The organism is Gammaproteobacteria bacterium, assembly GCA_015709635.1.
Lineage (GTDB): Bacteria > Pseudomonadota > Gammaproteobacteria > Burkholderiales > Nitrosomonadaceae > Nitrosomonas.
On sequence record CP054180.1, the window covers coordinates 1,246,644 to 1,268,794 of the forward strand.

At 47.3% G+C, this 22,151-nt stretch carries 19 protein-coding genes; 7 read left to right on the forward strand and 12 right to left on the reverse strand.

Annotated features, from left to right (window positions below; all coding sequences use genetic code 11):
- The 4 genes from HRU78_05690 to flgL all read left to right on the forward strand — a co-directional run bounded on the left by HRU78_05690 (nt 1) and on the right by flgL (nt 5,351).
- On the forward strand, nt 1-1,110 hold the full coding sequence (locus HRU78_05690; GenBank protein QOJ23206.1) for a flagellar basal body P-ring protein FlgI: 1,110 nt from the start codon (nt 1-3) through the stop codon (nt 1,108-1,110).
- Nucleotides 1,111-1,126: 16 nt separating this feature from the next.
- Entirely contained in the window at nt 1,127-2,134 is a 1,008-nt protein-coding gene (gene flgJ / locus HRU78_05695) for a flagellar assembly peptidoglycan hydrolase FlgJ (protein ID QOJ23207.1), read from the forward strand.
- An 81-nt stretch (nt 2,135-2,215) separates the two neighbouring features.
- Entirely contained in the window at nt 2,216-4,120 is a 1,905-nt protein-coding gene (gene flgK, locus HRU78_05700; protein QOJ23208.1) for a flagellar hook-associated protein FlgK, read from the forward strand.
- Between the two features lie 22 nt (nt 4,121-4,142).
- A complete protein-coding gene (gene flgL, locus HRU78_05705) occupies nt 4,143-5,351 on the forward strand; it encodes a flagellar hook-associated protein FlgL (protein ID QOJ23209.1) in 1,209 nt (402 codons plus the stop codon).
- Between the two features lie 12 nt (nt 5,352-5,363).
- On the opposite strand, the gene purD is transcribed toward flgL, so the two are convergent.
- The 5 genes from purD to HRU78_05730 all read right to left on the reverse strand — a co-directional run bounded on the left by purD (nt 5,364) and on the right by HRU78_05730 (nt 10,849).
- Nucleotides 5,364-6,686 (reverse strand): phosphoribosylamine--glycine ligase, encoded by a 1,323-nt coding sequence (purD, locus tag HRU78_05710; protein ID QOJ23210.1) that lies wholly within the window; start codon nt 6,684-6,686, stop codon nt 5,364-5,366.
- 14 nt (nt 6,687-6,700) lie between these two features.
- Nucleotides 6,701-8,260, reverse strand: coding sequence for a bifunctional phosphoribosylaminoimidazolecarboxamide formyltransferase/IMP cyclohydrolase (gene purH, locus HRU78_05715; GenBank protein ID QOJ23211.1), 1,560 nt, complete (start codon nt 8,258-8,260; stop codon nt 6,701-6,703).
- Nucleotides 8,257-8,499, reverse strand: coding sequence for a Fis family transcriptional regulator (locus HRU78_05720; GenBank protein ID QOJ23212.1), 243 nt, complete (start codon nt 8,497-8,499; stop codon nt 8,257-8,259). Before HRU78_05720 ends, purH begins: the two co-directional genes overlap by 4 nt.
- 4 nt (nt 8,500-8,503) lie before the next feature.
- Nucleotides 8,504-9,511 (reverse strand): tRNA dihydrouridine synthase DusB, encoded by a 1,008-nt coding sequence (dusB, locus tag HRU78_05725; GenBank protein ID QOJ24936.1) that lies wholly within the window; start codon nt 9,509-9,511, stop codon nt 8,504-8,506.
- 165 nt (nt 9,512-9,676) lie between these two features.
- The gene (locus HRU78_05730; protein ID QOJ23213.1) at nt 9,677-10,849 is read right to left on the reverse strand and encodes an FAD-dependent monooxygenase; all 1,173 of its coding nucleotides are present in this window, start codon (nt 10,847-10,849) and stop codon (nt 9,677-9,679) included.
- 329 nt (nt 10,850-11,178) lie between these two features.
- On the opposite strand from HRU78_05730, the gene HRU78_05735 reads away from it, so the two are divergent.
- Both HRU78_05735 and HRU78_05740 read left to right on the forward strand, forming a co-directional pair.
- Nucleotides 11,179-11,922, forward strand: a complete 744-nt coding sequence (locus HRU78_05735; GenBank protein QOJ23214.1) for an ankyrin repeat domain-containing protein — start codon at nt 11,179-11,181, stop codon at nt 11,920-11,922.
- A gap of 84 nt (nt 11,923-12,006) precedes the next feature.
- Entirely contained in the window at nt 12,007-12,684 is a 678-nt protein-coding gene (locus HRU78_05740; GenBank protein QOJ23215.1) for a sel1 repeat family protein, read from the forward strand.
- Nucleotides 12,685-12,764: 80 nt separating this feature from the next.
- Here HRU78_05740 and HRU78_05745 read toward each other — a convergent pair whose 3' ends face one another.
- From HRU78_05745 to HRU78_05755, 3 genes are all read right to left on the reverse strand, one after another.
- A complete protein-coding gene (locus tag HRU78_05745; GenBank protein ID QOJ23216.1) occupies nt 12,765-13,814 on the reverse strand; it encodes a class I fructose-bisphosphate aldolase in 1,050 nt (349 codons plus the stop codon).
- A 278-nt stretch (nt 13,815-14,092) separates the two neighbouring features.
- Complete coding sequence (locus HRU78_05750; GenBank protein ID QOJ23217.1) at nt 14,093-14,740, reverse strand: response regulator transcription factor; 648 nt, start codon at nt 14,738-14,740, stop codon at nt 14,093-14,095.
- Complete coding sequence (locus HRU78_05755) at nt 14,709-15,923, reverse strand: PAS domain S-box protein (GenBank protein ID QOJ23218.1); 1,215 nt, start codon at nt 15,921-15,923, stop codon at nt 14,709-14,711. Before HRU78_05755 ends, HRU78_05750 begins: the two co-directional genes overlap by 32 nt.
- Before the next feature lie 256 nt (nt 15,924-16,179).
- On the opposite strand from HRU78_05755, the gene HRU78_05760 reads away from it, so the two are divergent.
- The gene (locus tag HRU78_05760; GenBank protein QOJ23219.1) at nt 16,180-18,564 is read left to right on the forward strand and encodes a DNA internalization-related competence protein ComEC/Rec2; all 2,385 of its coding nucleotides are present in this window, start codon (nt 16,180-16,182) and stop codon (nt 18,562-18,564) included.
- A 199-nt stretch (nt 18,565-18,763) separates the two neighbouring features.
- On the opposite strand, the gene HRU78_05765 is transcribed toward HRU78_05760, so the two are convergent.
- From HRU78_05765 to HRU78_05780, 4 genes are all read right to left on the reverse strand, one after another.
- The gene (locus HRU78_05765; GenBank protein QOJ23220.1) at nt 18,764-20,191 is read right to left on the reverse strand and encodes a HAMP domain-containing histidine kinase; all 1,428 of its coding nucleotides are present in this window, start codon (nt 20,189-20,191) and stop codon (nt 18,764-18,766) included.
- 15 nt (nt 20,192-20,206) lie between these two features.
- Nucleotides 20,207-20,596: a response regulator gene (locus HRU78_05770; GenBank protein ID QOJ23221.1), complete on the reverse strand. Its 390-nt coding sequence runs from the start codon at nt 20,594-20,596 to the stop codon at nt 20,207-20,209.
- A gap of 250 nt (nt 20,597-20,846) precedes the next feature.
- A complete protein-coding gene (locus HRU78_05775) occupies nt 20,847-21,092 on the reverse strand; it encodes a hypothetical protein (GenBank protein QOJ23222.1) in 246 nt (81 codons plus the stop codon).
- Between the two features lie 174 nt (nt 21,093-21,266).
- Entirely contained in the window at nt 21,267-22,121 is an 855-nt protein-coding gene (locus HRU78_05780) for an Hsp33 family molecular chaperone HslO (protein QOJ23223.1), read from the reverse strand.
- Nucleotides 22,122-22,151 lie beyond the last annotated feature (30 nt).

Sequence of the window (22,151 nt, forward strand, 5' to 3'; positions counted from 1 at the left end):
ATGAAAAAAAGAAACGTCATTATTTTTTCTTTTCTTGCACTAAGCTTGCTTTTACCGGGTATCAGCTTGGCTGATCGCATCAAGGATTTGGCATCGATTCAAGGTGTTCGCAATAATCAATTAATCGGATACGGATTGGTGGTTGGGTTGGATGGCAGCGGTGATATGACCACACAAACACCATTTACCGTTCAAAGTGTCATCAATATGCTGGGCCAACTGGGTGTTAACCTGCCGCCCGGCACCAATTTGCAATTGCGTAATGTTGCCGCTGTGATGGTAACGGCGACCCTGCCGGCATTTGCTAAACCGGGTCAGCACATCGATATTACAGTTTCATCCATGGGTAATGCCAAAAGTTTGCGCGGCGGAACACTGTTGTTGACACCTCTCAAAGGGGCGGATAATCAAGTGTATGCAATGGCGCAGGGGAATATACTGGTTGGCGGTATTGGGGCCGCGGCCGGTGGCAGCAGCGTGCAAGTGAATCATCTGAGTGTCGGGCGCATCACAGGAGGCGGTATTGTGGAGCGCGAGATTCCCACGACAGTAGGGCAAGGCGATTTTATCAATCTTGAATTGAATTCAACGGATTTCACGACGGTAAACCGTATCGTTGATGCGATCAATGGGCTTTATCCGGCGGCCGCATCAGCTGTGGATGGCCGGATGGTTCAGGTAAAAGCGCCTGCGGACAATGGTCAACGCATTATGTTTATCTCCCGGATTGAGAGTTTGGATATCGCTCCGGCTAAAGCATCAGCGAAAGTGATTGTTAATTCCCGTACTGGCTCGGTAGTCATGAATCAGGCGGTAACACTTGAATCCAGTGCGATTGCGCATGGCAATCTTTCGATCATCATTAATACTGAACCTGTAATCAGTCAACCTGGCCCCTTGGCGCAGCGGGGTGAAACCGTGGTTACGCAGCGATCGCAAGTTGAGATCCGCACCGATGAGGGAAATTTAATGTTATTGCCGAATGGCGCGGATCTCGGCGAAGTGGTGAAAGCGTTGACGGCAATTGGTGCTACGACACAGGATTTGTTGTCGATCCTGCAGGCTTTAAAAGCTGCCGGCTCGTTGCGTGCCGATTTGGAAATAATTTAACTGATTAGGTACAAGAATGGTTATTTCACCGGATATTTCAAGCAAGCTTGCCATTGATGCCAAAAGTATCGATGATTTGAATTTAATGGCGAAGCAAAATCCAGACGAAGCTCTACAAAAAGTAGCACAGCAATTTGAAGCGCTATTCATGAATATGCTGCTGAAAAGCATGCGAGAAGCCACGCCTAAAGATGGAATATTTGATAGCCAGCAGACGCAATTTTTTACACAGATGTACGACCAGCAGCTGGCACAGCAGATCTCTACCAAAGGGATTGGTATTGCTGACATGATGGTAAAGCAGTTATCCCGAACCAATCAATCAATTGAATCACAAACTACCATCAGTCAAACCGACGCTATTTTGTCAGCGATTAATTCTGTGCAGCAGTCGCAACCAGTAAGTGATGGACACCCTAATGACAAATCCGGGCAGTTGTGGTCCATCTCTCAGGCTTCATCCAATACGGCGATGCCAGCAGGGGGAATTAGTTCAGTAATTGAAGAATTTTCTTTGCCGATTCAGTCAGATATGCAGCAGAAAAAATCATCCAGTCAATCGGCAAATTTTATCGATAAGCTTCTGCCACATGCAAAAATTGCATCTGAATCAACCGGCATTCCTCCGCAATATATGTTGGCACAAGCCGCACTGGAAAGTGGTTGGGGTAAGCATGAGATTCGTCATGCGGATAATAGTCCTACCTATAATCTTTTTGGCATCAAGGCAGGTACCAATTGGAAAGGGAATGTAGTAGAGGCATCAACAACCGAGTACATCAATGGCGTAGCACAGAAGACGGTTGAGAAATTCCGTGCTTATAGCTCCTACGCCGAGGGATTCAATGATTACGCCAAGTTGCTGATGGATAATCCCCGCTATGCGACAGTGCTGAAATCGACCGATGCCGCAACATTTGCCAATGGCCTGCAACGCGCCGGATATGCTACTGATCCGATGTATGCAGAGAAGTTGATGCGAATCCTGAATAGTGAAAAATTACAGGGCCGGGAATTTATTTGATACCGGAAATTTCTTAATTCTTTCATCAATCTGCCGATATTATCGTTATATCTTTTTTAAAATTAAGAACTGAAAGAGCATATGGGAAATGGTATTCTTGATATCGCGGTTAGCGGTTTAACAACTGCACAAAACCAATTACTTACCACTAGCCATAATATTAGTAATGCGAGTACGCCGGGTTTTAATCGTCAACAAGTCTTGTTGAGTACAAATACGCCACAATCTAGTGGCGCCGGGTTTATTGGCAGCGGTGTACAATCATCGACAGTACAGCGTATATACAATCAATTTCTTGTTAGCCAATCATTACAGGTACAAACGCAGAGTCAATCGTTGGATAGTAATTATGCTCAGATACAACAGTTGGATAATATGTTTGCTGAGACAACATCCGGGCTCTCGCCTACATTGCAAAATTTTTTTAGTGCCGTGCAAGATGTTGCAACCAATCCGGCTGTTATTCCATCGCGCCAGTCGATGCTGAGCAATGCCGATGCGCTTGTGGCGCGTTTTCACAGTATGGATCAACGCATATCGCAAATCAGGGAAGGGATAAATACGCAGATTACCAGCTCAGTAGTTCAAATTAACTCGCTGGCCAAGCAAATCGGAGAAATCAACAAGCAAATTATATGGGCGGAGGGTGCGGCTGGCGGACAACCCGCTAATGATATGCTGGATCAGCGCGATGAACTTATTAATCAATTGAATAAGTTGGTTAATACCGATACTGTGCGGCAAAATGATGGCACGCTAAATGTCTATATCGCGAATGGACAAGCACTAGTCGTAGGTGCACAAACACTTTCTTTGCAAGCGATTAAGTCACCGGATAGTCCGGATAATTTAACGGTTGGGTTGGTTAATGGAAATAGCACGATTCAGCTACCTGAAGACCAAATATCGGGGGGTACTTTAGGAGGCCTTATGTCTTTCCGTAGTACCTCCCTGGATAATGCACAAAATTCATTAGGAAGAATTGCTATAACGCTAGCACAAACTTTCAATGCACAGCACCAATTAGGCATGGATTTGAATGGGGATATGGGTACAAATTTCTTCACTCTGCCTTCGCCCAAAGTGATTTCAGCGTCAACTAATAATATTGCATCCAATATCACAGCAGCAATTAGTGACTATAGTGCTTTAACAACAAGTGATTATGAATTCTCGTACGATGGAACAAATTATACGCTGACCCGATTATCCGATAATGTATCGACAACATCTTCAGGCTCATTCCCGGTAACACTGGATGGTGTATCAGTAACTAGCGCTGCGATGCTGGCTAGTGAAAGATTCCGGATTCAGCCCACCATTAATGGCGCAAAAGATATCAATGTCAATATCACAGATGCGACCAAAATAGCGGCAGCCGGACCCAATCGCACCAGCGCTGCAACTACCAATACCGGAACAGGTACTATTAGTGCAGGAACAGTAAATCCGCTACCACTGAATCCTGATCTTCAGCAGCCGCTCACTATCACATTCCAGTCGCCTTATAATGGAAAATTTGATGTGGCAGGCGTTGGTTCTGGCTTGCCAGCGACCAATCAGGTTTATACATCAGGTGCGGACATTAGTTTTAATGGCTATACATTTCAGATTAGCGGCAATCCTGCCGCAGGCGATGTTTTTACTGTCACACCCAACAATAGCGGTGTTGCCGATAACCGTAATATATTGCTACTAGGTGCACTACAAACAACCAATACATTGGAGAACGGTACAGCAAATTACCAGACTGCTTACGGACAGCTGGTGAGTCAAGTTGGAAATAAAACCCGTGAGCTGGAAGTAACAAGTAAAGCGCAAGCCACTTTACTTGCACAAACAGAGGAATCCATTCAATCCGCATCCGGTGTCAATTTGGATGAAGAAGCGGCGAATTTACTGCGGTATCAGCAAGCTTATCAAGCATCAAGTAAAGTCATCGAAATCAGTAGCACTTTATTCGATTCAATTCTGCATTTTTCTTGAGAAATAAAGTAGAGGCAACATCATGCGTATCAGCACCAATACAATTTATGAAACCGGTACAAGTTTAATGCTTCAGCAACAAGAGAAATTAATTAATACGCAACAACAATTGTCTACCGGTCGGCGAATTTTAACACCTTCGGATGACCCGATTTCTGCTGCGCAGGTATTAAATATTTCCCAATCGGAGTCACTGAATAAACAATATTCGGTGAATCGATCCAGCGCGGGTTCCTCACTGCAACTCGAAGAAAATGTATTGAAACAAGTAACCGAAATCATGCAGGATGTGCACAGCTCGGCCGTTTATGCCGGGAATGCGACACTGACCGATTCTGACAGAAAAACACTTGCCACCGAATTGCGCAGCAAATTAGAGTCATTAGTCGGTTTGGCCAATACAACCGACGAGAAGGGGCAGTTTCTGTTTTCAGGATTTCAGGCCAATACAAAACCCTTTGCTCAGACTGGATTAACCGTACAGTATGTTGGTGATCAAGGACAACGCTTGAATCAAGTCGGCCCTGCGCGGCAATTAGCCGTTAGTGATTCTGGCACGGATGTTTTTGAGCGTATTAAGAATGGCAATGGTGTTTTTGCAACAGCTGCTAATTCCACAAATACGGGTACCGGTGTTATTGACGGAGGATCGGTGATCACCCCATCAAGCCTTACCGGCGATAGCTATGAAATTAGATTTACCGTCTCTGTTGGCGCAACGACGTATGACATCGTCGACACAACCACAGGATCCACTATTTCATCTGCTAACCCCTATGTAAGCAACAATACAATCAGTTTTGACGGAATGCAGATGAATATTAAAGGAGATCCTGCAAACGGTGATAAATTTACCGTGTCGCCAAGCACTAATCAAAGCATTTTTAAAACGATGGGCGACCTGATTACAGCGCTGGAAACACCTGCAAGCGGACAACCTGGCGGTACGAAATTGGCGAACAATTTAAAAACAACGCTGCAAAATATCAACAATAGTTTGGAGCACGTGCTGTCGAAACAAGCTTCTATCGGAGCCCGGTTGCAAGAAATCGATACGTTGGAAAGCGTTGGCAGTGATCAGAATATTCAATTTGAGCAAATGCTTTCACAATTGCAAGATGTTGATTTTGCTCAAGCAACATCGGATCTGCAGCGGCAGCAGCTTTATCTTCAGGCCGCGCAGCAGTCCTATACCAAAATTTCCGGATTGTCTCTATTTAATTATATTTAGTTAGAGCAAAAATCAGTCGCGCTTTTGGTTTTTGTCTGACTGTGCGTTTATACCTTGGTAGCCGATATCGCGGCGAATTTGAGAGCCATCAAAGCGGATTCTGGCAACAAGCTTATAAGCGGCCTGCTGAGCAGTTTTAACATTTTCACCCAGCGCCGTGACGCATAAAACGCGCCCGCCTGCTGTTACAATTTCGTCGCCATTTTTTCCCTGTAATTGAGTACCGGCGTGAAAAATGTGAAAATCTCCGGTGCTTTCCTGTTCTCCGATTAAATCCTGCAAGCCATGGATTACATCATGCTTTCTCGGGTTTTCCGGATAACCTTTTGCCGCCATCACAACACCAAGAGCGGTACGCGAATCCCATTCAGCATCCACTTCATTGAGTGTTCCGTCCAAAGCATGCTCGATGAGAGGTAAAAGATCGCTTTTTAAGCGCAACATAATCGGTTGCGTTTCCGGATCGCCTAAGCGGCAATTAAACTCTAGTACTTTGGCCTGACCATGCGCAGTAATCATTAAACCGACGTAAAGAAATCCGGCATAGTGAATACCATCGTGTTTCAATCCGGCTATTACAGGATCGATGATGGTACGCATAATATGCGCGTGCAGATCCGGAGAAACGAAAGGGGCGGGCGAATAAGCGCCCATGCCGCCCGTATTCGGACCTGAATCGGCATCACAAAGCCGTTTGTGATCCTGACTGGTTGCTAGCGGAAGAACATGATTGCCGTCCGTCATGACGATAAAACTGACTTCAATACCTTGAAGAAATTCTTCGACAATAATTTCATGTCCGGCGCTGCCAAGATTTCTTTCTACCAAAATTGTATTCACAGCGGTATGCGCTTCCTCATGCGATTGTGCAACGACAACACCTTTCCCGGCTGCGAGACCATCGGCTTTGATGACAACTGGGGCAGGGTGCTGATCGATATAGCTATGCGCTGATTTTGCATCGGTAAATCTCGCATAGGCGGCGGTGGGTATATGATGCCGCTGCATAAATTCCTTGGCAAAGATCTTCGATGTTTCAAGTTGAGCGGCTTGCCGGGCTGGGCCGAAGATTTTCAGACCGGCTGCCTGGAATGCGTCAACGATACCCGCGGCAAGCGGAACCTCAGGGCCGACGACGGTAATTGCAACCGATTCTTTTCTTGCAAATTCGATTAACTCAGGAATGGCTGTTATTGGAATATTTTCCAGCCCCGGCTCTAATGCAGTTCCTGCATTGCCGGGCGCTACAAATACTTTATGTACGCGTGGCGACAAGCTCAATTTCCACGCCAAGGCATGCTCTCTGCCGCCGCCGCCGATCACTAATAGTTTCATGATGATGGGATTATCTAATGACGGAAATGACGAACGCCGGTAAATACCATGGTTATGCCTTGTTCATCAGCAGCGGCAATTACTTCGCTATCGCGGATACTGCCGCCCGGTTGAATGACGGCTGTTGCACCGGCTTGCACCACAACATCCAATCCGTCCCGGAAGGGGAAAAACGCATCCGATGCGACGACCGATTGCGCAAGTGTGAGACCGGCTTGTTGTGCTTTAATCGATGCGATGCGCGCGCTGTCGACACGGCTCATTTGTCCTGCGCCGATGCCGATGGTCTGGCCGTTGCAGCAGAATACAATCGCATTTGATTTAACGAATTTCGCAGCTCGCCAGGCAAATAGTAGGTCGTCCAGTTGTTGCGATGAGGGTTTTAAACGTGTGACGATTTTTAAATCGGCGACGGTGATGTTCTGAATATCCGGTGTTTGAACCAGAAGACCGCCACCGATCCGCTTTAAATCGTAAGTGTTGCATCCCGCCTGCAAAGGTGAAACCAGTACCCGGATATTGTTTTTCTGAGCCAGAAGCTGCTGTGCTTCCGGCGTAATTTCAGGTGCGATAATAACTTCGACGAATTGCTTCAGAACGGCATCGACTGTGTCTTTATCGATGGTCCAGTTAAAAGCGATGATGCCGCCAAAAGCTGAAACCGGGTCGGTGGCGAATGCCAGCTGGTAAGCGCGTAACGTGGTTTCCGCAATGGCAATGCCGCATGGATTGGCGTGCTTGACAATGACACAAGCCGGACTGTCGAAAGTTTTGACACATTCCCAGGCAGCATCGGTATCCGCGATATTGTTGTAGGATAGCTCTTTGCCTTGCAATTGTTGATAATTCGCCAAACTGCCGGGTGCAATGGTTTCATCGCGATAGAAAGCGGCTTTCTGATGCGGGTTTTCGCCATAACGCAAAGGTTGCGCGATGGTGAAATTCAGATTCAGCGAATCGGGAAAATCCTTGTGTCGATACTCGCTATCCAGTGACGTCAAATAGTTACTGATGGCACTGTCGTACGATGCGGTATGCGTAAAAGCTTTTTGCGCCAGTTGAAAACGTGTGGCTAAGCTGACGGCACCGTTGTTTTCCGCCAATTCTTGGCAGAGCGGCAAATAATCCTTGGGATCAGTGACGACAGCGACTTTGCGGTAATTTTTGGCAGCCGCGCGCACCATCGTCGGCCCGCCGATATCGATATTTTCAATAGCATCGTCGAAACTGCAGTCCGGTTTTGCGATGGTTTGCTTGAAGGGATAGAGATTGACGATCACCAATTCGATGTTCGGAATCGACGCCTGCTCGAGTGCGTTCTGGTGCTCGGGTAAATCATGACGCGCGAGTATTCCGGCATGAATCTTCGGGTGCAATGTTTTGACCCGGCCGTCCAACATTTCCGGAAAACCCGTATAGTCACCGATTTCAACAACATGTATCCCAGCTTCACGTAATAATTTAGCTGTGCCGCCCGTGGATAGAATGGTGATATCGTGTTGAACCAGTTTTTGAGCTAATTCTATGATTCCGGTTTTATCTGAGACACTGATGAGAGCTTGTTTTATGATCATTTAATTTGATACTGCTTCATTTTCTGACGGAGCGTATTCCTGTTTATTCCCAGTAAATCGGCCGCTTGCGTCTGATTTCCCTTAGTATATTGTATGGCGATTTCAATTAATGGTTTTTCAACGCTATGCATGACCATATTGTATATATGGCACGGTTTTTCCCCATCCAGGTCGTTGAGATATCCATCTATGGCTTTGCGTATACAAGATGCAATTTCATTTTCCTTGACTGCATTCATAAACTCACTGCTCCCCCTCTTTGATATAGCTCAATCGTTGACCTTTTTCAGCAAGCGTGGAAAAAAAATGATTGGTTTCATGAAGCTGCTGATCGCTGGTTTGTAATTGGTTCATTAATTGACGGAAGCCTGCGGAGCCAACGAGTCCTTTGGTGTACCAGGAAATATGCTTGCGGGCGATGCGAACACCTGAATATTCGCCATAGAATTCATAGAGATCATGTAAATGATTAATGAGCACACGATGGATTTCGGATACTTCGGGTGCCGGTAAATGCTCGCCGGTGGCGAGGTAGTGATTGATTTCACGGAAGATCCATGGCCTGCCTTGCGCAGCGCGTCCGATCATAATCGCGTCCGCTTTTGTATAGGCAAGAATAGCGCGTGCTTTTTCCGGTGTGGTGATATCGCCGTTGGCAATGACAGGGATCTTGATCGCGGCTTTAACCGCTGCGATAGTGTCGTATTCCGCAGTACCGGTGTATGCGCATGCACGTGTGCGGCCATGAATCGCGAGTGCTTGAATACCTGAGTTTTCAGCAATATGCGCGACGGAGAGCGCATTTTTATGTTGTTTGTCCCAACCGGTGCGTATCTTGAGTGTTACCGGGATGTTCACAGCCTTAACTACGGTATCCAGGATTTTTCCGACTAATTTCTCATCTTGCAACAGCGCGGAACCGGCCATGACGTTGCAGATTTTTTTTGCCGGACAGCCCATATTGATATCGATAATCTGGGCGCCATGATCGACGTTGTAGCGCGCGGCCGCTGCCAGCATCACGGGATCGGCGCCGGCAATTTGCACGGAAATCGGCGAAACCTCGCCGTCATGATTGGCGCGGCGTTGTGTTTTTTTTGAACCCCATAGCAACGAATTGCTCGACACCATCTCGGAAACCGCCATGCCCGCTCCCATCATTTTGCATAATTGCCTGAATGGCCGATCGGTAACGCCTGCCATTGGAGCGACAATCAGTTTGTTTTTTAAAATGTGCGTGCCGATTTGCATATGCATATGGTAGGCGATGCGTATAAGTAAAATCAGTTATTTCGGGAAGCGATTGATCTGGCTGCTTGGGATCTTGGCTGCAGCGGATAAATTTATGTCATGTTCATCGTGCGCCAACGCGCATTATAGCTTTTGTTTTGCCGGGCAGATAGTGTAAGAGGGAAATTATCCGTGTGCGCCGAATATCATGCGGCGGGCAACAAACCGTTTCAGTGGCGGTGTGCAATTCAATGCGGTTAATCCGATTCCGCAGGCATGCTGGAGTAAGACATTGTCATTGGAAAAGAGCCTGATGAGCGAATCGGTGAAAATTCTGCCGCCGCTACTGTCGATTTGTCTTCTTTGCCGGTAATTGAACAGCATTATCGCTGCACCGACTTCCCGTGCCGAGCTGCGCGTGTTGATGGCCTCGCATGCCAGCTCAAAGGCATCCCGCAAACCCAGATTAAATCCCTGTCCTGCAACGGGATGCAGTGTCTGTGCGGCATTGCCGATTAATGCGGTTCTTTGTGTCGTAACCGGTGTTGCGTATTTAAGCGCCAATGGAAATGCCGATCTTTTTCCGGCTTGCAGGAATTTCCCAAGCCGGTCGCCAAAATGCCGGTGTAACCGAACCAGGAAACCGGCATCGTTGAGCGAAGTGATTTCATGGATTGCTTCTGGATTTACCGTCCATACCAGGGCAAAATCCTCTTCGTTGGGAAGCAATGCGACCGGCCCATCGGCAGTAAAACGTTCATAGGCGATTCCGCTTTGTTTTCGCTCGGCTTTGACGTTGGCGACCACGGCGAACTGGTGATAATCGTAAGTCTGATAAGTGATATCAGGTAATTGTTGGGCTAACTTACCGCCATCTGCGAGCACCAGTAACTTGGCGGTTACTTTTTGTTCTTTGCCTTGATAATTGAAATGCACCATGCCCAGGCTTTCTGTGGTGTCCAGCTTGGTGACTAGCGCGCCGGCAATGTAACCGGCCGTGCTTGCGGTTAATTGCTGATGCATCGAGCAAAAAAGATCGTGATAGTTGACCACGTACCCCAAGGCGGGAACACCGGCATCTTGCGGCGTTAGAATCGTTTGACCAAAGCTGCCGCGATTGGAAATATGGATCGTTGTGATCGGTGTCTTTTTTGCCAGCTTGTGCCACACACCCAAGCGATGCAGGATTAAATGACTGCCGTGCGATAGGGCCAGCGGACGCGGATCTTCGTCTTTTTCCGGCAAACCGCGCGCTTCCAGCAGCAAACTCGAAATGCCGGTATCCTGCAGTGCCAGCGCTAACGCCATGCCCACCGGACCGCCGCCTATGATAACGATGTCGTAATGATCTGCGATCATATGATTTCTTACAGTTTCTACAGAATATAAATTCGTGGTTTGGCAGAGCTGGATAAAATATCGCACCGGAAAATTGCGGTAGTTATGAGAGCCTCCGGTTCAGAGCGAATCTCATGACCATCAAGCAGGGCAGAGAATAGCATATTGCACATATCCAGGGAATGAGCAATTCAATGGAAACATAGTGATGCACAGGCAAGGGCACGGCTTAAACTGTATAATCCCTTTTTTATCATTTGAAGCTGGCGAAACTTATCGCCTTAAAATAGTTCTGTAGCGATTTTTATAAGAATTTTCAGTGTGAATGAGAGTGCGGGAAGGAATTGAGTATGACAAGGTTTTTAGGAAAAGCATCGATTGGATGGATCATATTGTTACTTTCAATTGTTTCCACTGAGGCTTGGTCCGCGGATGACGGGTTAACGCAGGCTGCCGAAAAAGGTAATTTTCCTTTGGTAAAAAAAATTCTGGATACGCAACGTATCGATCAGGAAGAATTGAATGCCGCATTTTTGGCCGCGGTTAAGAAAGGTCACGCTGCGATAATCGAACGTTTTTTACAAGCGGGGGTGGATGTCAATTTAAGGGCAAATGATCACTATACGCCGCTCATGCGCTCAGCCCGTGACGGCCGTGATCAGGCTGTTGAGATTTTGCTGGCTGCAGGGGCCGAGGTCAGTGCCGCTGCCGAAGAGGATGGTACGGCATTGATGCTGGCGGCTGAGAAAGATCGAAGAAAAGCCGTTGATTTATTGCTGGCGGCAAAGGCGGAAGTGAATACAAAACGCGCGGATGGGATGACGGCGCTTACGCTGGCAGCGCAGCAAGGTCACCGGCAGACTATGCAAACGTTGATCAACGCCGGTGCTGAAGTCAATTACCAATTGGAAAATGGGGCGACAGCACTGATGCTGGCGGCGCAGCAAGGTCACCTGGGAGCGGTTCATGTCTTGCTGGCGGCAAACGCCAATCCTAATCTGAAAGCCAGCAATGGCGCGACTGCACTATCGTTGGCTAATCATTATCGCTATCGGGAAGTTATTGAATTATTGACAAAGGCGGGCGCCAAATGACAATCGGGGATGTATCATCCCACATTCAATTTGAAATCACGTTACGCTGTTATCATTAAACTAAGTGAATAAAGGAAATTACAAATGAAAGTTATAGCTGTTTTATTACTTGCTACGGCTGTTTCATTGTTTACCGGTTGCAACGGCGAACCGAAAAGTGATAAACCAGAAGTAGGCTCAATACCCGCGCCTATGAATGAGATCACCAAACTGGGTGAAATTCCGTCTTTCATGAGCGAAGGCCTGACAGAAGAAGAAAAAGCGGAAATAAGAGAACAAATTATGCCCGGAGGTTTCGGTGATGTTAAAGCTGCCGAAGAGAAATTTAAAGCATTGATGGCCGATGCAAAAGCAGGGGACCCGGCGGCGCAGAACAGTTTGGGTGTGATGTACTACACCGGTGAGGCGGTATCGAAGAATCTATCTGGCAAAGTATTGAATACTGACCCGGAATTGGCTGCCGGTTGGTTCTTTCGCGCTGCTGAACAAGGTTATGCCGATGCGCAGTTTAATTTAGGATTGATGTACGCGAATGGCGAAGGCGTTCCGAAAGATATGGAGCAGGCGGTGGAATTATTTAAGAAAGCAGCCGAACAAGGCCATGTTGACGCGCAAAATAATCTGGGCGCTATGTATTTCACCGGGGAAGGGGTAACCAGAGATGAGAAAAAAGCGGTCGAGTGGTTCGAGAAAGCAGCCGCACAAGGAAATCAGGATGCTCGCGAGAATCTCGACGCCATCAAGGCAGCAGGAAAAAAATAACAGATTTTTTTATTCCGGCCGTGTCTTCATAGGCACGGCCGTGCGCTGTACGCAATAATGCTAACGATCCAGTGGTCCTATCACGCAATTGTGACTTCATTGGACAAATACACATCTTGAATGGCATGCAGTAGCTCGACACCTTCGGCAAATGGTTTTTGGAACGCTTTGCGTCCGGAAATCAGTCCCATGCCGCCGCCGCGTTTGTTGATGACGGCGGTGCGGATTGCCTGATGTAAATCATCACTGCCAGATTCTCCGCCTGAATTGATCATTCCAATCCGCCCCATGTAGCAGTTAGCCACCTGGTAACGCACCAGATCGATCGGATGTTCCGTTGTCAGTTCGCTATAGACTTTGGGGTGGGTTTTGCCGAATTTAATCGCGTTATAGCCGCCGTTATTGGTTGCCATTTTTTGTTTGACGATATCGGCTCCGATGGTTACCGCCAGATGATTGGCTTGACCGGTCAGATCGGCACTGACGTGATAGTCTTTTTCAGCAGTTTTGAATGCAGCGTTGCGGGTATATGCCCACAAAATGGTCACCATGCCTAAATTATGCGCATGTTCGAAGGCGGCTGAAACTTCCTGAATCTGGCGGCGGGATTCTTCCGAGCCGAAAAAAACCGTTGCACCGACTGCGCAAGCTCCCATATTGAACGCCTGATTGATGCTGGCAAAAAGCGTTTGGTCGTATTTATTGGGATAGGTCAGCAGCTCATTATGGTTTATTTTAAGAATCATCGGGATTTTGTGCGCATACTGGCGCGCTACGATTCCCAGCACACCCAATGTGGATGCGACACCGTTACAACCGCCTTCAATCGCCAGTTCGACAATATGTTTGGGGTCAAAAAACATCGGATTGGGTGCGAACGAAGCACCGGCGGAATGTTCAACGCCCTGATCAACCGGAAGAAGAGACAGATAGCCGGTTCCCGCCAAACGCCCCTGATTAAAAAATGTCTGCAGATTGCGCAACACGCTGGGTTTGCGGTTGCTTAACGCCATGACGCGATCGACAAAATCGGCGCCGGGGAGCTGCAGACTTTGTTTCGGTATGGTTTTGCACACATGGTTGAGCAGCTGTTCGCTTTCACTGCCCAGTGTCGCGGAAATATTGGTCATTTTTGCTCCTGATTAGAGGACTATCGGGTGATAACGGAATGTGGCGGGAATGAACGATCTATCTTAATGGATGCGAAAGAACGTGAAAATAAGCATTTTCCTTATTTCTAAGAAAGCTCTCAAAAATTGCCGTACCTGGTCATGCTGCGCTGAAATCAAGTTCAGAATGCTCATGTATCATTCATAAACTGCACTTTTCACCTGATTTTGCTTTGCCTGGCTGTCTCGCTACCTTTTTCAGAATTTCCCTACTGCATGCCAATTACGTTAGCCGGTATTTAGGTTGGAATGACATCGTTATTAATCGCCATGCGAATAAGTTGCGTGGTGTTTTGTAACTGTAATTTGCGCATCAAATTAACGTGATGAACGCCAACAGTCTTTGGACTGATGGCCAGTTTTTCCGCAATCTGCACACTGGAATTTCCTTCCGCGATCAGTTTGAATATTTGAAACTCGCGCTTGGTGAGCATATCCAACGGGCTTTCGCAAGTATCTTTACGTGTTGCGTTCAATGCCAGCGTTGCGGCTAGTTCCGATTCGATATAAATTTTCCCTGCATTGACTTGCCGGACAGCCTGAATCATTTCCCCGATTCCGCTTTGTTTACTGAGAAACCCGGTGGCTCCTGCTTTCAAAGAGCGCTGCGCCATGGTGGCATTGTTCAGCATGCTGAATACCAGAATATGTGCAACAGAGTCGCGCGCTTTGATGCGGCGGATAGTTTCAAGGCCGCCGATGCCGGGCATATTCAAATCTAAAATGGTGACGTCGGGCTGGTGCTCCAAATATTGCTGATAACCCGATTCACCATCGTCGGCTTCTGCCACTACACAAATATCCGGTGTGCTTTCAAGCAAACGGCGGTAACCGGTGCGTACTACGGGATGATCATCAATCAATAGGATACAGATTGGTTTCGTCATAGTTTGAATGTTCTATCGGCAATTTAATAGTGATTTCAGTGCCTTCATTGTACGCGCTGCGTACCGACAAGGTGCCGCTCATGGCAATGACGCGTTCACGCATGCCCAATAATCCTAAACCGCTGGATTGCTGGTTGATATTATAGCCTTTGCCATTGTCTTCGATGGTGAGCAGCAAGCAGTTATCGGCTGGTTCGGCGCCATCCTCGCGGCTTAGGCTTATTTGCGCCCAAGTCGCTTCGGCGTGACTGTAAATATTGGTCAAACCTTCCTGGATGAGCCGGTATACCGCAATATTGATCGGTTCATTCAGTTTATCAAGTTCACCGCTCAATTTGAATTCCAGGATAGTCTGCGGATGACGTATGCACCATTGCCGCTTCAGCTCCGATAGGGCACCGATTAATCCCAGTGTATCCAGCAGCACGGGCCGTAACTGATGCAGCATTTCATGGATTATTTTATTCATTTTTTGAATACATTCATTGTTAGCGCGCGCACTGACGGCAATCGTTGAGTTGCTTGATGTGTTGTTGAGAATGACTTCATTTTCCACACGAACGGCCGTTAGCCATTGTCCCAATTCATCGTGCAATTCACGTGCGATGAGGCGCCGTTCATTCTCCTGGATATGGAACAGCTTTTTCATAAGCCGTCTGTTTTCATGCAATAAATTGCGGTTGAGATTGATAGCTTTTTTTAATTGGCTGATGTCGGACATGATCATCAAGCAGGTACTGCTGTCGCACATGAGCGTGCTTTCCAGCCGGATATAGCTGAGCTGTTCGTCAGCATTTTTGATTTTCAGATCGACCGCGGTTTTACCCGAGGTCGTAAAGATTTTCTGCAGATATTGGATAAAGGCTTGATGGTCGATATCAAAAAAACAATCGGTAAATAATTTCCCGATCAGTGATTCCCGGTTATTTCTCAGTAACTTAGCGCCTGCTTGATTCAGCGACAAAATGTGCCCGGTTTTGTTTAAAGTCAAGAAACCGACCGGTGCATATTCATAGAGATCTGCGTAGCGTTTGTGCGATTCATTTAATTGCTGTTGCGTTTCTTTCAATTCGTGATTTTGTTTCTCCAGTTCCCGGTGAGAAATCTGCAACTCGCTCAGTAGCTCGGTTTTGCTTTGTCTTATATCATCATCTTTTCTTCGCTGCTCTTCAGTTTGCGTCATGGTGTTTCCTCCTGCTCATCATTTGCGTTACTGGAGCTTTGTGGTCGTTCCGCTTAACCACACAATACATGCACTAAGAGTACACATGAAATACACATGACTATAATATCAAATTATGATAAATGATAACGCTATAATTTTATGAGAAAAATCCTACAAACGAGTAAATCGGAATGTGTGTTAAGAATATTTGCCGCTCGGCACGGCAATTCCGTCGCGCAGATTCTTTTACTCTGAGGATCGGGCGGATTTGTCAGTGCGATCCAATATCCTGGCATTTGCTCTGGGTGCCGGCTTGTTGCAGCAACAGGCTAAATTGCCTCAGGCGGAGTGGGTCTGGATTTTGCTCTTGATTGCCCTCATTATCGGATTGATGCGACGTGCGGCAAATAAGTTCAGCGTGCTATGCAGAATTTTATCGTGGTCGCTTTGTCTCGGAATAGGTTTTTTCTGGGCTGCCGCAGTAGCGCAATGGCGCTTATCCGATACTTTACCGCATAGCTGGGAACGTCAGGATATTCAGATAACCGGTGTCGTGGCGAGTGTGCAGCAAGAAACTGATCGCGGTATCCGCTTCCGCTTCGATGTCGAACAAGTGCTCACGAAGGGTGCCAGAGTACCCCGGCATTTGGCATTGTCCTGGTTCAGAGCGCGGCAAGCGAAGACGGATAACAGGGCGTTACCGGTGCTTCATCCTGGAGAACGCTGGCGCATCACGGTCAGGCTGAAACAGCCGCACGGCACGATGAATCCGCATGGCTTCGATTATGAAGCATGGGTATTGGAGCGCAATATTCGGGCAACCGGCTATGTGCATCCGGGTGCTGAAAATGAACGCCTGCAGCCGATGGTTCCATGGTCAAGGTATTGGATTGAGTATGTCCGTGAAGAAATACAACATCGTTTTGCCGCGAACTTACCCGATAGAGCCTACACCGGGATTTTGCAAGCACTGGCTATTGGCGATCAGCATGCCATTCCGCGTGATCAGTGGCAAGTATTCACCCGGACCGGGACCAATCATTTGATGGCGATTTCCGGCTTACATATCACAATGATTTCCAGTATGGTTTTTGCGGCGGTATTTTGGCTATGGCGATGGAGCGCTTATTTGACCTTGCGTTTACCGGCGTACCGGGCTGCTACCATGGCAGGATTATTGGCGGCTATTGCCTATGCCGTGCTGTCCGGTTTCGCGATCCCGGCACAACGGACACTCTACATGCTTGCCGTAGTGGCGGTTGCGTTATGGCAAGGGAAGCAAACGTCTGCGACATCGGTGCTGGCATGGGCGTTATTTTGTGTGGTTCTGTTCGATCCATGGGCCGTCATTGCACCCGGGTTCTGGCTGTCATTCGGTGCGATTGCACTCATCATGCTGATCACGGTCGGCCGGATTGGCAAGATTCATTGGCTAACCGGTTGGCTGCGAGTTCAATGGGCGATTACCTTGGGATTAATTCCGTTGCTGCTGGTTTTCTTCCAGCAAGTACCGGTGTTGTCGCCGCTCGCCAATGCCATCGCCATTCCTCTGATCAGTCTGATCGTTGTTCCGCTCACTTTGCTGGCCGCGATACCGCTGTTTGAATTTGTACTGCCTTGGGCGCACGAGATATTAAGCTTCCTGATGACGATACTGCGTTCACTGAGTAATTTTCCGCACGCCGTATGGCAGCAGCACACTCCGCCGTTGTGGACGATAGCGGTGGCTGCAATTGGAATTCTGTGGATGCTGTTGCCAGGAAGCTTGGGGAGAGGGTTTTTTGCAGGTTTCCCGGCTCGCTGGCTGGGGATGGTTGCAGTATTGCCGCTGTTTTGGGTATTGCCGCCTCAACCCAAAACCGGTGAATTATGGTTAACGGTACTGGATGTCGGTCAGGGATTGGCTGTCGTGGCGCGTACCGAACATCACGCGCTGTTGTTCGATACCGGCCCCGGCTTTGCAGATAGCGATAGCGGTAAACGTATTATCGTGCCATATCTGCGAGGAGAAGGTATTCGGCGATTGCATGCCATGGTTGTATCGCATGCGGATAACGATCATAGCGGTGGCGCATTGTCGGTGCTGGATGAGATGCCGGTTGAGTTGCTGCTGTCATCCTTGCAAGATGATCACCCCATACAACGTGCTGCCACCGATAAAATCCAATGTCGTGCCGGTCAATCCTGGTTTTGGGATGGCGTGCATTTTGAAGTGTTGCATCCATTGGCGCAGGATTATGCCAATCCGCAACGCAGAATCAATGCGAACAGCTGTGTATTAAAAATTTCGTCGATTCATGGCAGCATCTTGATACCGGCCGATATCGAAAATAAAGATGAACAAGCATTGCTTAGCCGTGCCGGTGATAAGCTTGCGGCAACTGTTCTGATTGCGCCGCATCATGGCAGCTTGTCTTCATCGACTGCCGGTTTTGTCAATCAAGTGAATCCAGCGCTGACAATTTTTACGGTGGGTTATTTAAACCGCTATGATCATCCGCGTAGCGCTGTGGTAGCCCGTTATCTCAGTGTAAACAGCCGTGTGATGCGCAGCGACGGAGAGGGCGCTATTTTGCTGCGTTTTGCGGAAAACGGCTGGTCGGTTGAAAGCTGGCGAGGATTATACCGGCGTTACTGGCATCATCGCACTATCGAATAGCGCTGGGGGAAGCTCTGAAAAACTGCTTACTCGGTGTGTGTTGAAATCAGACTCAAAATGCTCATTTACACCTTGTAAGCCGCGCTTTCTCGCTTGATTTTGCCTTGCCTGACCGTCATCGCTACCTTTTTCAGAGCTTTCCTAACGAGCAAGCGTAACGACGGAATTTAGCCGGAAACATGGATTGAAGCCGACTACGTCAATCAGGTAATTCAATGTTGTTGAAAATGATGGTGAAAGAAGTGCCTGCGCCGGGTTCGCTGGTCACCTTGATTTTCAATTTGTTGTTTTCCGCAGCGATTTTTACGATCGACAAACCGATCCCGCTGGTTGCCTTGTTATGCAGTGCCGCCCGGGGGGAGTAAAAATATTCATTGAATATATTCGGTAAGTCTTTGCTCTCTATGCCGATGCCATGATCGGTAACGGTAATGGTGGCGCTTTGATTACGCCGGTTGACAGTGGATGTGATTTCAATCGGTGCATTGTTATGCGAATATGTGATTGCATTGGTAATAATATTTTCCAGCAGAATATCGAGTTGATCGGGAATGACTTTACAGAAAAAGTTATCAATCGATAAATTGAGCTTGATATGTTTTGCATTGGCAACCGGCGTTAGTTTTTCAATACATTTTTGCAGTGTAGCTTGAATATCGACAGATTCGAAAACTGCAGTGTTAAGGCAGGTATCTTTCAAGCGTTCGAGTCTGAGCAAATCCAGAATCAAGCTCGACATGCTTTGGGCACGACTATCGATCTTATCCAATGCTTCATTAACGCCGTCCGAAGCATCTCCGCAATAGCCTCCTTTGATCAGGTTGATTTTACTGCGGATTGCATCAAGCGGCGATTTGAGCTGATGCGTCATCAATACGGCGTACTGATCTTTTTCCACTTGCGCCTGGTTAATTTGTTTGTAGGCATCCAAAAGATGCCGTTCATGCGCCCGAACAATCAAGGAGAGCCGCGAGACAACGTACCAGACGATAAAAAACAAAATGTCGAGAAAAAACATCCACAGCATTGCATCGTCCCGGCGTGAGCTTTCGGATAAGAAATGACCATTCAGCAGGGTTGAGAGCGGTGTCTGAGTTACCAGAAAGTTATCGATCACGATCACGATCGTATCCATGAAACAGACCAAGATCGTTACGTACAGGCTTTCCCGGGTGGAAAAAAAGATGCAGGCCAGTGCGATATGCAATACGTAAAAAAAGGAAATCGGCGTAGTGGTACTGCCAATATAATGCACGACAACAGATAAACAGATCAGATCAACGATGATCTGTACCCACAAATTAATGGTAGGTGAATTAAATTTGCCGGGCTTGCAACGTTCTAATGCGAAAATGTAGGCGATATTGGCGAACACTAATACGATAATTACTGCAACCGGCCATTTCTGTTGCTCGCTGATACCGAATTGCATCAGAACATCCGATGCAGACAGCATCAAGATTTCGAAAAAAACCAGTGTGACAATCAACGCCCAGCGAAATGTAATAAACCAGCGGATATTGCTGATTAAAACATCGTCACTGAGTTTAAGCTTGTCTCCTTTTATTTCGAGCAGAACATTCTGGCTATTGTTTGGTTTGTCCCAGGAGAATTCCGTAGTTGCCATTCTTGAAGAATCCGGTTACGCAGCTGCTCCTGCTTGTTTTAAACGGTCGTTGATAGTCGCCAATAAACTGACCGGTTCAACGGGTTTTTCCATGATGCACACCCATTCATGCGATCCATCTTCAAAATAGGGTCTGATCATGTCACCCAAGGAGGTTAGAAAGATGGTTTGTATTTGCGGAAAACGCTTGTGGATTTTTGCATAGGTAGTCAAACCGGAATCCATAGATTCGACCATTACGTCAAGAATCGCCAGATCGGGCCGTTTGCTTTCATCTTCCAGTGAATCGATAAAGTCCTGCATCGACAGATAACTGTCAACTTCATAGCCGTTTTTACACAGAATCCGCCCAACCGCCTCGCGAATATCCGCATCATCGTCAACATGTGCAATTCGTAGTGTCATTTTAATTCTCCTTACTTCGTAATGTGAACCCGGAAATTAAGCTTTTTCGAGAAACCGTTTACTCACCGGGGATATTATTGAGCCGATCATATCTTAGTAAATGTGAAAAAGATGTGAATATAAGCCAACGATCAAGCATCAAAAACTATTGCGTAACATGATTGCAAAATTATAAGAGATACTCGATCAAATAAACTCCACCGACACCGCTAAATGACATGAGTAAAGATAATATCATCGGATGATGCAATTACGGCTTGAATATCCCTTCTTTAAAATTTTCAATTTCTACACTCAATGATTTCAGTTTTGCAATGTTATCGTTTTTCCAATATCGCCACTCACAAATTGGCGATTGCGCGGAATTTGTATTCAACCGCCTGAGTATTTCCTTTTTTGCATGCATGGCCGCCGCTCTGAGTCTGAGCGCGCGCTCAGCAGCGTCACCAAGGCAAAGAAAAGATAAATAAGCACCATGAAAGGTGTGATCAGCCAATTGTCAAAATAATGATTGCGAGACATGACAATTAATTTTTTTGTATTATGATAAATAAATGACTTATCGTCTGTGACAATAACTACAAACTGAAGTAGGTGAGTAGAATATCAATGAGCTTTACTGCGAGGATGCTTGGAATTTATGAAGTGATTGTCTTTCTATTTCAATGAATCAATGAACCGTCGGCCCGGCTTCGCGGAATATGGCGTCGACTGCCAAGGCATCGAAACGGTATTCACGGTTGCAGATGTCGTCGTTGACAACGACCTCGCCGAATTCCTGCAGAATCGAATCGACTTCCTCCCGACCCAGGGAACGCAACATGGCGTAAATCTTGGCGGGATCATCGTGGCAACCGTAATAAATGGTCTGGGCGTCGAAAATGCGGATGGTTTCCTGATAAAACAGCCGTGTCAGTATTTCTTCCGCGGTCAAATCGAATAATGCTTGATCGTGAACTGTTGCTGCCAGGGCCTCGGCGCGTGGCCAGCCGTCGGGATCTTTCTGATCGGCGGCGGGCAGTTTTTGCAGCAGCAAACCGAAAATGGCGTTATCCGAAGTGACCAAAAATAACCGTGAAGGCAATTGTTCCGATTGCCTGAAATAATGTTCAAAGATTTCCGCGATGTTGTCGCCGTCGAGTGGCACGATACTTTGGTAACATTCGCGCATCGACGGCATATCCAGCGTGAGTACCAACCGGCCGTCCCCGAGCAGATCGGGCGCAGTCTGCACTGTGATATTTTGTTCGCATTTGGCCATGCCGCGCAGGTGCAGAGTGTCGGTGCAGTCGATGACCAGCATCGAAACCGGGCCGCTGCCGTTCAGTTGGATCGTCAACCGGCCGGTTTGCTTGAGGTTTTCTCCTAACAGCATAGTGACTGCGCTCATTTCGCCCAACAGCTTGGTCACAGGTTGCGGGTAATGGCGTCCGGCCAGCATCGCCTGCCAAACGGAATCCAGATGCACCACAGCGCCGCGTATATCGAGGTTTTCCAGAAGAAAACGTTGTACGTAGTTACTCATTGTAAAGCCTTAAGCAATAGCAAATCGCTA